Source organism: Streptomyces mangrovi, from assembly GCF_900114215.1.
GTDB classification, from domain to species: domain Bacteria; phylum Actinomycetota; class Actinomycetes; order Streptomycetales; family Streptomycetaceae; genus Streptomyces; species Streptomyces barkulensis.
Genome location: NZ_FOSG01000004.1, coordinates 92,624 through 105,454 on the forward strand (window position 1 = coordinate 92,624; position 12,831 = coordinate 105,454).

10 protein-coding genes are annotated in these 12,831 nt (G+C 75.0%); 3 read left to right on the forward strand and 7 right to left on the reverse strand.

Going from position 1 to position 12,831, the window contains the following annotated elements:
* Positions 1-145: 145 nt before the first annotated feature.
* From BM237_RS06960 to BM237_RS06970, 3 genes are read left to right on the forward strand one after another with little or no spacing between them, the layout of a single operon-like run.
* Positions 146-1,312, forward strand: a complete 1,167-nt coding sequence (locus tag BM237_RS06960) for an exonuclease SbcCD subunit D (protein WP_093848647.1) — start codon at positions 146-148, stop codon at positions 1,310-1,312.
* Positions 1,309-4,380 carry an AAA family ATPase gene (locus BM237_RS06965; protein WP_093848648.1) on the forward strand — a complete coding sequence of 1,024 codons (3,072 nt, stop codon included), beginning with the start codon at positions 1,309-1,311 and terminating at the stop codon, positions 4,378-4,380. Before BM237_RS06960 ends, BM237_RS06965 begins: the two co-directional genes overlap by 4 nt.
* A 34-nt stretch (positions 4,381-4,414) precedes the next feature.
* Positions 4,415-5,284, forward strand: coding sequence for an SDR family oxidoreductase (locus BM237_RS06970; RefSeq protein WP_093848649.1), 870 nt, complete (start codon positions 4,415-4,417; stop codon positions 5,282-5,284).
* A 62-nt stretch (positions 5,285-5,346) separates the two neighbouring features.
* Here BM237_RS06970 and BM237_RS06975 read toward each other — a convergent pair whose 3' ends face one another.
* The 7 genes from BM237_RS06975 to BM237_RS07005 form a co-directional block, all read right to left on the reverse strand.
* A complete protein-coding gene (locus BM237_RS06975; RefSeq protein WP_245793457.1) occupies positions 5,347-6,441 on the reverse strand; it encodes a cytochrome P450 family protein in 1,095 nt (364 codons plus the stop codon).
* Positions 6,438-7,958, reverse strand: coding sequence for a cytochrome P450 (locus tag BM237_RS29735; RefSeq protein WP_245793458.1), 1,521 nt, complete (start codon positions 7,956-7,958; stop codon positions 6,438-6,440). The genes BM237_RS06975 and BM237_RS29735 overlap by 4 nt, the downstream gene beginning before the upstream one ends.
* Complete coding sequence (locus BM237_RS06985; RefSeq protein ID WP_093848651.1) at positions 7,955-8,566, reverse strand: GTP-binding protein; 612 nt, start codon at positions 8,564-8,566, stop codon at positions 7,955-7,957. Before BM237_RS06985 ends, BM237_RS29735 begins: the two co-directional genes overlap by 4 nt.
* Positions 8,544-8,906 (reverse strand): DUF742 domain-containing protein, encoded by a 363-nt coding sequence (locus BM237_RS06990; protein WP_093848652.1) that lies wholly within the window; start codon positions 8,904-8,906, stop codon positions 8,544-8,546. Before BM237_RS06990 ends, BM237_RS06985 begins: the two co-directional genes overlap by 23 nt.
* Positions 8,903-9,313 carry a roadblock/LC7 domain-containing protein gene (locus tag BM237_RS06995; protein ID WP_093848653.1) on the reverse strand — a complete coding sequence of 137 codons (411 nt, stop codon included), beginning with the start codon at positions 9,311-9,313 and terminating at the stop codon, positions 8,903-8,905. The genes BM237_RS06990 and BM237_RS06995 overlap by 4 nt, the downstream gene beginning before the upstream one ends.
* A complete protein-coding gene (locus BM237_RS07000) occupies positions 9,310-10,665 on the reverse strand; it encodes an ATP-binding protein (RefSeq protein WP_175540913.1) in 1,356 nt (451 codons plus the stop codon). Before BM237_RS07000 ends, BM237_RS06995 begins: the two co-directional genes overlap by 4 nt.
* 397 nt (positions 10,666-11,062) lie before the next feature.
* Positions 11,063-12,781 carry a DUF885 domain-containing protein gene (locus BM237_RS07005; RefSeq protein WP_093848654.1) on the reverse strand — a complete coding sequence of 573 codons (1,719 nt, stop codon included), beginning with the start codon at positions 12,779-12,781 and terminating at the stop codon, positions 11,063-11,065.
* Positions 12,782-12,831: the final 50 nt, after the last annotated feature.

Consider the following 12,831-nt stretch of genomic DNA (forward strand, 5'->3'; position numbering starts at 1 on the left):
GTCCGCCGGCCGTCCGGCCGCCGGGCGCCCCGAGCCGCCCGATTCGCCCGTCCGGGGCATTTCGCCGAACGGATCGTGCGAGAATCCGGAGGGCGGCCGACGGGGGGCGAGGAGAGGGACAGACGTTGCGGGGCGGAGCCGGATCTTGAGACTGCTGCACACCTCCGACTGGCACCTGGGCCGGAGCTTCCACCGGGTGGGCCTGCTGTCCGCGCAGGAGGCATTCGTCGACCACCTGGTGGAGGTGGCGCGCACCGAGCGCGTCGACGCCGTCCTCGTCGCCGGGGACGTCTACGACCGGGCGGTGCCGCCGCTGGCCGCCGTCGAACTCTTCGACGACACCCTGCACCGCCTGGCGGACCTCGGCGTGCCGACGGTCATGATCTCCGGCAACCACGACTCGGCCCGCCGGCTGGGGGTGGCCGCCGGGCTCATCGAGCGGGCGGGCATCCATCTGCGCACCGACCCCGCCGGCTGCGCCACCCCCGTCCTGCTGTCCGACGCCCACGGCGAGGTGGCGTTCTACGGTCTGCCCTACCTGGAGCCGGCCCTGGTCAAGGACCACTTCGGGGTGGAGCGGGCCGGGCACGCGGCGGTGCTGGGCGCCGCCATGGACCGGGTGCGCGCCGACCTGGCCGCCCGCCCCGCCGGGACCCGCTCGGTCGTCCTCGCCCACGCCTTCGTCACCGGGGGCGAGCCCTCCGACAGCGAGCGCGACATCACCGTGGGCGGTGTCGCCTCCGTCCCGGCCTCCGTCTTCGGGGGCGCCGACTACGCGGCGCTGGGCCACCTCCACGGCTGTCAGACGCTGACCGAGCGGATCCGCTACTCCGGATCGCCACTTGCCTACTCCTTCTCCGAGACCCACCACCGCAAGTCGGTGTGGCTGGTCGACCTCGGGCCGCACGGGGAGGTGGCGGCCGAGCGGATCGACTGCCCGGTGCCGCGCCCACTGGCGCGTGTCCGCGGGAGACTGGAGGAACTGCTCGCCGACCCCGCGCTGGAGCGCCACGAGCAGGCCTGGGTCGAGGCCACCCTCACCGACCCCGTCCGCCCGCGCGAGCCGATGGCCCGGCTCGCCGCCCGCTTCCCCCACGTCCTCACCCTCGTCTTCGACCCCGAGCGCGCCGAGCAGGGCCCCCTCGCCTCCTACGGACGCCGGCTGCGCGACCGCACCGACCAGGAGATCGCCGAGGACTTCGTCGCCCACGTCCGCGGCGGAGCGGAACCCGACGGAGACGAACGGGCCCTGCTGGGCGCGGCCCTGGACGCCGTACGCGCCGACGCGGCCCGCACGGAGGCGCCCCGATGAGACTGCACCGGCTCGCCGTCACCGCCTTCGGCCCCTTCGGCGACACCCAGGAGGTCGACTTCGACGAACTGTCCGCCGCCGGGCTGTTCCTGCTGCACGGACCCACCGGCGCGGGCAAGACCTCCGTGCTGGACGCCGTCTGCTACGCCCTGTACGGCGGGGTGCCCGGCGCCCGCCAGTCCTTCGGCCCCGCCAGGCTGCGCAGCGACCACGCCGACCCCGGCACCCGCACCGAGGTGGTCCTGGACCTGACCGTCGGCGGGCGGCGGCTGGAGATCACCCGGCAGCCCGAGCAGCGGCGCCCCAAGAAGCGCGGCACCGGCATGACCACCGACAAGGCCCAGTCCTGGCTGCGCGAGTACGACGCCGTGGCCGGCACCTGGAAGGCGCTCAGCCGCTCCCACCAGGAGATCGGCGAGGAACTGGCCCAGCTGCTGGGTATGAGCCGCGAGCAGTTCTGCCAGGTGGTGCTGCTGCCGCAGGGCGACTTCGCGCGCTTTCTGCGGGCCGGCGCGGAGGAGCGCGCGAAACTGCTGGGCCGCCTGTTCGACACCCACCGCTTCGCCGCCGTCGAACAGCACCTGGCCGAGCTGCGCACCGCCGCGCAGCGCCGGGTGCGCGACGGCGACGAGCGGCTGCTCGCCCTGGCCCACCGCATGCGGCAGGCGGCGGGGGGCGCCACCGAACCGGGCGCCGAGCCGGGCACCGGAGCAGACGGCGACCCCTTTGCCGGTCTCTCCCCCGGCGACCTCGGCCTGGCCGACGCCGTACTCGGGTGGGCCGCGCCCGTCCGCGCCCTGGCCCGCGAACGGCTGGACGCCGCCGCCTCGGCCCTGCGCCTGGCCGAAGAGGCCCACACCGACGCCCGGCGGAGGCTGGACGAGGCGCGCGAGCTGGAACGGCGGCGCGGGCGGTACGCGCGGGCCCGGCGGCGCGCCGGGGAACTGGCCGCGCGGGAGGAGGAGCACCGCGCCGACCGCGCCCGGCTGGAGCGGGCCCGCGCCGCCGACACCGTCGCCCCCGCCCTCGCCCTGCGGGAGGAGGCCGAGGCCGAGAGCCGCCGTACCGCGTACGCCGAGGAACGGGCCCGCGCCGGACTGCCCGGCGAGGCGGCCCAGGCCCCGGCCGAGCACCTGGCGGAGCTGGAACGCGCCACCCGCCGGGAGCTGGGCGCACTGGAGGCCGCCCGGCGCGCCGAGGAGCGCGTCGCCCGGCTCAACACCGAACTCGCCCTGCTGGAGCGGGAGTCGGATTCGGACGAGGAAGCACTGCGCGAGGCGGAGCAGTGGCTGGAGGGGTGGGAGGCCACCCGCGCCGCCCACCAGCGGAACGTGGACGCCGCCGCGGAGGCCGCGCCCCGCGCAGAGCGGCTCGCCCGGCGACTGGACGGCCTGCGGCGCACCCTGGACGCCGCCCGCCGCCGCGACACCCTCACCGCCGAGCGGGAAGCGGCCGGCGCCGAGCTGTCGGCCGCCCTCGGGCGGGCCCTGACCGCCAAGGAGCACTGGCTGGAGGTCAAGGAGCGGCGCCTGCGCGGCATCGCGGCCGAGCTCGCCGCCGGGCTGGAGGAGGGCGAGCCGTGCACGGTGTGCGGCTCCCGCGAACACCCCGCCCCGGCCCGCCCCGGGACCGGGCACGCGGACCGGGACGCCGAGGAGAGCGCCCTGGCCGGCTACCAGCGGGCGGAGGACCTGCGGCGGCGGGCCGAGCAGCGGCTGGAGTCCATACGCGACCGGCTGGCCGCGGCGGACGAGGAGGCGGGCGGGACGCCCGCGGCCGGACTCGCCGAGCAGGTCGCCGCGCTGGAGGACGACCACGCCGACGCCCGGCTGGCGGCCTCCGGCGCGCAGGACGCCCGCGCCGCCCTGGAGCGCGCCGTCCGCGAGCACGACGCCCGCCTGGCCGTCCGGCGGGAGGCCGAACGGCGCACCGCCTCCCGCGTCTCCCGGCGTGAGGCGCTGCTGGGGGAGCGGGACGAGCTGGCCGAGCAGGTGGCCCGAGCCCGGGGCGAGGCCCCCTCCGTCGCCCACCGGGCGGCCGAACTGGAGCGCCAGGCACGGCGGCTGGCCGGCGCCGCCGAGGCCGCGGCCGCCGCCGGGGCCGCCGCGCTGCGGCTGAAGGAGGCCGACGCCCGGCTCGCGGACGCCGTCTGGCGCGCCGGGTTCGACACCCCTCGGGCAGCCGCGGACGCCCGGCTCACCGGCGACGAGCAGCGCCTGCTGCAGCGCCGCATCGACGAGTGGCAGGCCGAGGAGGTGGCCGTCGCGGCGGAGCTGGCCGCCCCCGAACTGGCGGACCTCACACCCGAGGACCTCGAACCGGCCGGCGCCGAACCGACCGAACCGACCGGAGCGGCCGGGGCCGAGGCCGCGTCGGTGGCGGCCGTGGCACGGCTGAACGACGCCTCCGCCGCCCACGCCGAGGCCCGCACCCGCTGCGAGCAGCTCGGCCGGCTCTCCGCCCGCGCCCTGGCCGACGCCCGGGAACTCGCCCCGCTGCGCGAGGAGTACGACCGCGTCGCCCGGCTGGCGGCCCTCACCGCCGGCACGTCGGCGGAGAACGAGCACCGGATGCGGCTGGAGTCCTATGTGCTGGCCGCCCGTCTGGAACAGGTCGCCGCCGCGGCCAGCGCACGCCTGGCGCACATGTCCGCGGGCCGCTACACCCTCGTCCACTCCGACGCGCGCACCTCCGGCCGAGGCCGTTCCGGGCTCGGCCTGCACGTGATCGACGCCTGGACGGGCAACGAGCGCGACACCGCCACCCTCTCCGGCGGCGAGTCCTTCTTCGCCTCCCTCGCCCTCGCCCTCGGTCTGGCCGACGTGGTCTGCGAGGAGGCGGGCGGACTGCGTCTGGACACCCTCTTCATCGACGAGGGATTCGGCAGTCTGGACGACCAGACCCTCGACGAGGTGCTGGACGTCCTGGACTCCCTGCGCGAACGCGACCGCAGCGTCGGCATCGTCAGCCACGTCGCCGATCTGCGCCGGCGCATCCCGGCGCAGCTGGAGGTGGTCAAGACCCGCTCCGGCTCCGCCGTCCGCCACCGGGTGCCGAAAACCGGGTGACGGCCGGCGCGGCACGCCGCGAGGATGACGGACCATGCCCCCCGATACGACCCCCGACGCGACCCCCGGCACGAAACCCGGCACGGCCTCCGGCGCTCCCCGCCGCGACCCCCTGCCTCTGCTCGGCCGTACCGCCCTGGTCACCGGCGCCTCCCGCCGGGCCGGGATCGGCTACGCGATCGCCCGCCGGCTGGTGGCGTACGGCGCGAGCGTCCACCTCCACCACCACACCCCCCACGACGCCGAGCAGCCCTGGGGAGCGGACCCGGAGGGCCCCGGAGCGCTCGCCGCGGATCTGCGGACGCTCGCGGCCGACGGCGCGACCGTCACCCACGGCCCCGGCGACCTCACCGCCCCCGGCGCCCCGGCGGAAGTCGTCGGCGCCGCCGCCGAGGCCCTCGGCGGACGGCTGGACATCCTGGTCGCCAACCACGCCCTCAACGGCCGCGACGGCACCCTCGACGAGATCGACGCCGGCATGCTGGACGCCCACTGGGCGGTGAACACCCGCTCCACGGTGCTGCTGGTCCAGGCGTATGCGCGCATCCGCGGCGAGGGGTGGGGCGGCGGCCGGGTGGTGATGACGACCTCCGGCCAGGACGAGGGCGCCGGCATGCCGGGCGAGATGGCCTACGCGCTGGCCAAGGGGGCGCTGGCCTCCGTCACCCGGAGCCTGGCGACCGCCCTGGCCCGCCGGGGCGTCACCGTCAACACGGTCAACCCCGGCCCGGTGGACACCGGCTACGCCACCGGCGGCACCCACGCCTCCGTCGCCGCCCTCTTTCCCGGCGGGCGCTGGGGACGGCCGGACGACCCGGCCCGGCTGGTCGCCTGGCTCGCCACCGACGAGGCGGCCTGGATCACCGGCCAGGTCATCACCTCCGACGGCGGCTTCGGCCGCTGACACCGGTGGGCCGCCGGGCACGGAGCCCGGCGGCCCACCGGCACGCGACGGTTCCGGCGGCTTCAGGCGACGGGCTTGAGGTGGACCGGCAGGGACTGGTGGCCGTTGGCGATGAACGACGCCTGGGGCACGGGCCCGTCCACCCCGGCGGCCGGCCGGATGTCGGGGAAACGCTCGAAGAGGGCGGGGAGGGCGATGGCCGCCTCCATACGGGCCAGGGGCGCGCCCAGGCAGAAGTGGACGCCGTAGCCGAACGCCAGGTGCTCCCGCTCGGTGCGGGTCAGATCGAAGGCGTCGGCGGCCTCGCCGTGGAGGGCGGGATCGCGGCCCGCGGCGCCGAAGCCGAGGATGATGGGCTCGCCCTTGCGGATCCGCACGCCGTCGAGGTCGATGTCCTCCACCGCGTAGCGCAGGGGCATGTGCATGATCGGGCCCTCGACGCGCAGCGTCTCCTCGATCACGTCGTCCCAGCTCGCCTTCCCCTCCCGTACCAGGGCGAGCTGGCCGGGCCGGGTGATCAGGGCGTGGACGGCCTTGGCGATCAGATTGACGGCCGTCTCGCTGCCCGCGCCGATCATCAGCACGAGGGTGCTGATCAACTGGTCCTCGTCGAAGGCGAAGTCACCGTCGCGGGCGGCGATCAGCTCGGTGGTCATGTCGTCGCCCGGCCGGACGCGCTTGACGTCCGCGAGCGCGCGCATGCAGGCCCACATCTCGGCGTAGGCCGCCCGCGCCTCCTGGGGGGAGGCGCCGGTGTTCAGGACGGCGTCCATGACCCGGCGGGTCCAGGCGCGCATGTCGGTGGGGACGCCGAACAGTTCGCAGATCACCTCGTTGGGGATGATGTAGGCGAACTTCGCGCGCAGATCGACCGCCTCGCCCGGATCGGCGGCCTCCAGGGAGGTGATCAGCCCGTCGACGATCTCCTGGACGCGGGGGCGCAGCGCCTCGGTGCGGCGGGGCGTGAAGGAGGGGGCGATCATGTTGCGCAGCCGGCGGTGCTCGGCGCCGTAGCTGGTGAAGGCGCTGACCACCCGCACCCACACGTTCAGCGACCAGTCCTGGGGTATTCGCTCCAGCTCCGGCCAGTGTTGTCTCGGGTCACGGGAGACGCGCCGGTCGCCGGCCAGCCGCTTGATGTACTCGTGCCCGGTCACCGACCACGCGACCACCCCACCGGGAAGCTCCACCTGCGTCGCCGGCCCCCGGGCGCGGAGCCGGGCCGCCTCGCCGTGGAGGTCTCGGCCTGTGGGGTCGAGGACGGGGATGTCGGGGGATTCCAAGGCTGGCCTCCGGAGGTCGTGTCGGACGGTGCGGAAGTGCGCGCGGGCACGGATTCGTACCCGGAGCCGGGAACGGGACCGGATACGGAGACGGCTTCGGGTACGGAGTCGGGCGCGGGGAGCGCCGGGAAGGCCACCGGAAGCGCCGACAGGCTGCGGTGGAAGGGGCCCGGCCGCCAGGTCAGTTCGGACGCCGGGACGGCCAGCGCCACGTCGGGCAGCACGTCCAGCAGCGTCTCGATGGCCACGTCGGTGATGATCTGGGAGATGCCCTGGGCGGGGCACACGTGCGGCCCCGCGCCGAACGCCAGATGGGCGTGGTTGGCCGGCCGTCGGCCGCCGCCGTCGCGCGGCTGTTGGGTGTTGGCCGCCGCGTGGCTGACGAGCACCGGGACACCCGGCGGGATCAGCAGCCCGGCGCCGGAGTCGTCGCGCAGGTCGTACTCGTTCGTGGCGTAGTGGAAGCAGAAGTTCGCCATCGGCGACTGCTCCCACAGCACCTCATTGAGGGCGTCGGAGACGGTCAGGCTGCCGCCGGAGAGGTCGCCGGCGAACCTGTCGTCGGTCAGCAGCAGCATGACGGAGCTGGAGATCCAGGCCGACTGCGGCACGGTGCCCGCGCCGATGAGGACCACCAGTTGGTGGATCATCTCCTCGTCCGACAGCCCCAGCGGGTGGTGCAGCAGCCAGGAGGTCACATCGGCGCCGGGGGAGCGGCGTTTGGCGGCGACGAGCTCGCCCAGGCAGCGGGCCAGGTCCTCGCTGCCCTGCTGGGCCGTGGCCGGCTCGGCGTCGATCATCCGCGCGCAGGCCCGGGACATGCGGCCCGCCAGCGCGTCGTCGCAGCCGAAGAGCTGGGTGAACACCAGCGCCGGGAGCCGCTCGGCGTACTGGGAGATCAGGTCCGCCGAGCCGACGGGACCGAACTCGCCGATCAGCGCGGTCGCGCTGCGCCGCACGAAGGCGCGCACGCGGTAGGAGTCGACGCGGGCCAGCGCGTCGTCGACGGTCCTGCGCAGCCGCAGGTGCCGGTCGCCGTCGACGAACAGCAGACTGGGCCGGAAACCCATCATGGGGACGACCTGGTTGTCCATCGGGATCAGGCCCTGGTTCAGGGCCGTCCAGCGGCGGGCGTCCTTGCTGAACCGCGAGCTGCGCAGCACCTCCAGGGCCGCGCCGTAGTCGGTGACCACGATCGCGGGGACGCCGGGGGCGAGCTCCACCCAGCTCGCCGGGCCCTGTGCGCGCAGCTCGGCGTAGGTGGTGTCCGGGTCGGCGGCGAAGGCGGGGCCGTACAGCCGCGGCAGGCCGGCGGCGGACGCGCCCGGGGGCCGGTGGGCGGGGCAGCCCGGCGGCGGAGCCGCGCCCGGGCCGGAAGGCGGGATCGTCACGAAACATGCTCCTGGTGGTGGGTGCGGACGTGCTTGACCAGGGCGATCAGCGCCCGTGCGGCGGAGGCGCGGTCCCGCGCGTCGCAGTCGACCAAAGGGGTCTCGGGCCGCAGATCGAGGGCCTCTCGCAGTTCCTCCTCGGGGAAGCGCGGGGAGTCGGGGAAGGAGTTGAGGGCGACCGCGTACGGCAGGCCGTGCCCCTCCACCGTCTCCATCGCGTCGAAGGAGGCGTCCAGGTGCCGGGTGTCGGCCAGCACCAGGGCCCCGTAGGCGCCGAGGGCCAGCTGCCGCCACACCGGAGCCACCCGCATGAAGCGCTGCTGGCCGGGCGCGCCGAACAGGTACAGCACCAGCTCGGGGGAGAGGGTGAGACGGCCGAAGTCCATCGCGACGGTGGTGGTCCTCTTGTCCTCCACGCCCCTGAGGTCGTCCACCAGCGCGCCGGCCTGCGTCATGACCTCCTCGGTCCGCAGCGGCTCGATCTCGCTGACCGCGCCGATCAGTGTGGTCTTGCCGACGCCGAACGGCCCGACGACCAGGAGCTTGGCGGCGGTCTGGACGGTGTCGCGGACGTAGATGCCACCGTCAGAGAATGTTGTTGAGGCCATCCAGGACCTTCTCCAGGACGTCGAGGTCGGTGGGCCGGGCCACCGGCGGGGGCTTGCGGGCGACCATGTGGCCGCTGTCGATCAGGTCGGCCAGCAGGATGGTGGTGACCGACACGGGCAGCCGTACGTGACCGGCGACCTCGGCCACCGACAGATAGCCGCCCCGGCACAGCCGGACCATCCTGTGCTGTTCGGGCTCCAGTTCGGCCACCGGCCGGTCACCGGTGGCGGTGACCAGGGTGACCAGTTCCAGGGTGTGGGTGTTGCGGCTGGGCCGGTTGCGGCCGCCGGTGATGACGTACTGCCGGACCAGGTCCGTGCGTACGCGGCGGGGGGTCATGTCGGGCCGCCCGCGTCGTGGCGGGGTTCGCTGGTCATCTGCCCGCCGAGCTGGGCCACCAGCTGGTGCATCCGGAAGCCGACGGCCTCCACGTCCGCCGCGCCGGAGGTGCCCACGGCCAGGAAACTCCCGTCGCCCGCCCGGATGGTGATGACGTATCCGTCGCGGAACTGCGTCAGGCTCTGCTCCCAGGAGTCCGGTGCGGAGCGGCACAGCCGGGCGCTGGCGCTGGAGGTGGCCTGGACGCCGGCCAGCGCGGCGGCGGTCTGCTCGGCGGTGTCCCGGTCCAGGCCCGGGGTGCAGGCCCGGACCAGGCCGTCCCCCGAGACCAGCAGGGCGTCGTGGACCTCGGGCTGGTCCATGATCTGCCCCAGCATCCAGGCCAGCTTCTCGTTGTCGAAGATCATGCCTCGGTGTTCCCTTCAGATCCGTCCGGCTCGGACCCTCCGGACGTCGACGTGTTGCGCTGGGCGGCCCGCGCGGCACGGGCGAAGCCGCCCAGGGCGGCAGCGGAGTCCCGCGGCGAGCGGCCGGACGCCGGCTGCCCGGCGGACCGGGGGGCGGGGACGGAGGGCGTCTGCGCGCCGGCGGTGCGCCGCCGCTTGGGCAGCCCGCCCGCGGTGGTCGCTCCCGCCGGCCCCGTCGGGCCCACCGCCGCTCCGGCTGCCGCTTCGGTGGCCGTTTCGGCGGCCGGCGGGGGAGCGGCGGCCTCCGGCCGGGAGCCGGACGAGCCGAGTGAGGCCACCGGCTGGGTCGGGGTCGAGTCGGTGAGCAGCGGGCTGGGCAGGAACGCCACCGCCCGCACCCCGCTGTAGGGGGACTTGGTCACCGACACCTCGAACCCGTACCGGCTGCTCAGCATGCCGATCACGGCGAAACCGAACTTCGGGGGGTCGCCGAGCCGGGTGACGCTGACGGGCCCCTGCCCCGACAGCAGGCACTGGGCCCGCTCCCGCTCGCCCGGCTGGAGGCCCACGCCCTTGTCGTCCACGATGACGGACAGCCCGTTGTGCGCGCGTTCGAACTGCACCAGCACCTGGGTGTCCGGGTGCGAGTAGCGGGTGGCGTTCTCCAGCAGCTCGGCGAGCGCGAGCACCAGCCCCTCCACGGCCCGTCCCACGACGGCGCGGTCCCCCTCGTCGTGGAAGATCCTGACGCGCCGGAAGTCCAGGATGCGGCTGACCGCGCCCCGCACCACGTCGCTGAGCGGGGTGGCGTTGTGCTGCCGGCCCGGGTACGAGCCGCACACCACGGTGATCGCCTGGGCGCGGCGCAGGATCTGGGCGGTGGCGTGGTCGACCACCTGCAGATCGCCCAGCACCTCGGGCGAGTCGTGCTTGCGGAGCATGTCGGTGACGGCCATCTGCTGCTTGTTGGCCAGCGCCTGGAGGGTGCGGGCCACGGACAGCAGCGTCGCCTGGGTCATCTGCGCGGTGCGGCCCTCGGCGTCGGTGAGGGCGCGTACGACCTGTTCCTGGAGGTCGTCGAGATGGCGGGCGAACGGCGTTCCGGCCAGTTCCGCGGAGACCGGCGGGAGGTCCGGCACCGGCTGCCGGTCGCTGACGGCCTGGACGGTCGCCGGCAGGCTCACCCCGGCCAGCCGGGCCAGCTCGGAGTCCCGCACCCGGCTGCCGGAGCGGGCTTCGGACAGCTGCGTCCGCAGCCCGCGGATCAGACGAGCCTGGCGCACCGCCACCGGTGTGAGGGCCACGGCCAGGCCCGAGCCGAACAGGCTCGCCACGGTCGTTATATCGGTCATCAACTTTCCTCGCGGACGCGTCGTTGCGGGAAGAAACGGTCAAACCGTCGGGCGGTGCCGACCGGGGTAACCGCGGGTCGCGTGCGACGACAGCGTAGGGCCCGGGCCCGTGCGATGGAGGGGAAATGGCCAGGCTGTGGCCCTGCGGACGATCATCTGATATGGCGTCGGACCAAGCGCCGCAACGGTGTCCGGAAAGGGGCGGTGGTGGTTTCCGCAAACCCGGCATGTACACCAGCAACGTGTCGAAAGGGTGACGGCGGGGAGGCCGGGGAGTGGCGGCGGGGCGAGGGGGAAGCGGCGGGCGGCCCTCGCAGGGCGCGCGACGGATGTCCGCGCGCCCCGCGAGGCGCCGTACCGCGCTCGGAGTGCGGATCGGAGCGCGGCTCGCGCGCGGTCAGAGCGCGGAGAGTTCCGTCACCAGGTCGTCCAGGCCCAGCGAGCCCAGGGAGAGCGCGTCCATGTGCCACTTTCTGGCGTCGAAGGCGTCGCCGTGCGCCGTGCGGGCGGCCGCGCGGCCCTTCAGCCAGGCGCGTTCGCCCAGCTTGTAGCCGATCGCCTGGCCCGGCATGCCCAGGTAGCGCACCAGTTCGCTCTCGACGTGGTCGGCGGGCAGGCCGCTGTGCATGCCGAAGAACTCCTGGGCCAGGTGCGGTGTCCAGCGCTCGCCGGGGTGGAAGGGGGAGTGGCCCGGGATCTCCAGCCCCAGATGCATGCCGATGTCCACGATGACCCGGACGGAGCGCATCATCTGCGCGTCCAGATACCCCAGCCGCAGCTCGGCGTCGTGCAGGAAGCCGAGCTCGTCCATCAGCCGCTCCGCGTACAGGGCCCAGCCCTCGGCGTTGGCGCTGACCATCCCCACCGACGTCTGGTAGCGCGAGAGCCGGTCGGCGACGTACGTCCACTGGGCGAGCTGGAGGTGGTGGCCGGGAACGCCCTCGTGGTACCAGGTGGTGACCAGCTCGTAGACGGGGAAGCGGGACCGCCCCATCGCCGGCAGCCAGGTGCGGCCGGGCCGGGAGAAGTCCAGCGACGGCTCGGTGTAGTACGGCGCAGCGGCGCTGCCCGGCGGAGCGATCATGGACTCCACACGCCGGACCGGCCCGGCCAGGTCGAAGTGCGTGCCGTCCAGCTTCTCGATCGCCTCGTCCATCAGCCCCTGGAGCCAGGCTCTGGTCTCCTCCACGCCCTCGATCGCCCGGCCGTGCGTGTCGAGGTGGCGCAGCGCCTCCCACGGGGTCGCGGCCCCCGGCAGGACCTTCACGGCCTCGGAGCGCATCTCGGCGTGGATGCGGTGGTATTCCTCCCAGCCGTAGGCGTACGCCTCCGTCAGGTCCAGGTCGGTGCCGTTCCAGTAACGCGCCCACCGCCGGTACCGCTCACGGCCCACGGTGTCCGGGGCTCCGTGGACGGCCGGGGCGTAGGTGTCGCGCAGCCAGTCGCGCAGACCGGCCACCGCGCCGGCGGCCGCGGCGGCGCCCCTGTCCAGCTCGGCGCGCAGGGGCTCGGGGCCGCCGGCGGCGAAGGAGGCGAACCAGCCGGCGCCGCCGCTCCCGCCCAGCCACTGGCCGAGCTGCCCGATCACGGTGTCCACCTGGCGCGGTCCGGCCGGAAGCCCGCCGGCCAGGCCCTTGGCCAGCGAGGCGCGGTAGCCCTCCAGGGCGGCCGGCACGGCCGTCATCCGCCGGGCGACGGCTGCCCAGTCCTCGTCGGTCGCGGTCGGCATGAGCGTGAACACGCTGCGTACCGAGTGCACCGGGGAGTGGAGGTTGCTGACGGCGCGCAGCCCCTCGCCCGCCTCGTGCACGGCGAGCCCCGCGGTCAGCCGCTCGCGCAGCAGGCGCGCGCAGCGCCGTTCGGCGTCGCCGTCCCCGCCGGGCCGCCGCTCGGCCTCGGCGAGCCGCTCCAGGGTGGCGCGGTCCAGGGCGGCCTGGGCCTCCTGGCCGTCGGGGGAGAAGTCGGGCAGTTCCTTCGGGCCGCCGGGGAGACCGAGGTAGGTGCCGAGGATCGGATCGAGTGCGACCAGGTCGTCGACATAGGCGTCGGCGACCCGGCGGGGCAGGGGTTCGGCGCCGGGTGCGGTCTCGGGTGAGGTGTTCGTGTCATCGGACATGGGCCTCATCCTGGTACGGCGGCGCCCGCCGAGTCACGGGGGAGGCCGCC

What these genes read in the sequence shown, in the direction of transcription:
- BM237_RS07005 (WP_093848654.1), bottom strand. Translation starts at nt 12,781, where the DNA reads ATGTCCGATGACACGAACACCTCACCCGAGACCGCACCCGGCGCCGAA.
- BM237_RS07000 (WP_175540913.1), bottom strand. Translation starts at nt 10,665, where the DNA reads ATGACCGATATAACGACCGTGGCGAGCCTGTTCGGCTCGGGCCTGGCC.
- BM237_RS06965 (WP_093848648.1), top strand. Translation starts at nt 1,309, where the DNA reads ATGAGACTGCACCGGCTCGCCGTCACCGCCTTCGGCCCCTTCGGCGAC.
- BM237_RS06985 (WP_093848651.1), bottom strand. Translation starts at nt 8,566, where the DNA reads ATGGCCTCAACAACATTCTCTGACGGTGGCATCTACGTCCGCGACACC.
- BM237_RS06990 (WP_093848652.1), bottom strand. Translation starts at nt 8,906, where the DNA reads ATGACCCCCCGCCGCGTACGCACGGACCTGGTCCGGCAGTACGTCATC.
- BM237_RS06970 (WP_093848649.1), top strand. Translation starts at nt 4,415, where the DNA reads ATGCCCCCCGATACGACCCCCGACGCGACCCCCGGCACGAAACCCGGC.
- BM237_RS06995 (WP_093848653.1), bottom strand. Translation starts at nt 9,313, where the DNA reads ATGATCTTCGACAACGAGAAGCTGGCCTGGATGCTGGGGCAGATCATG.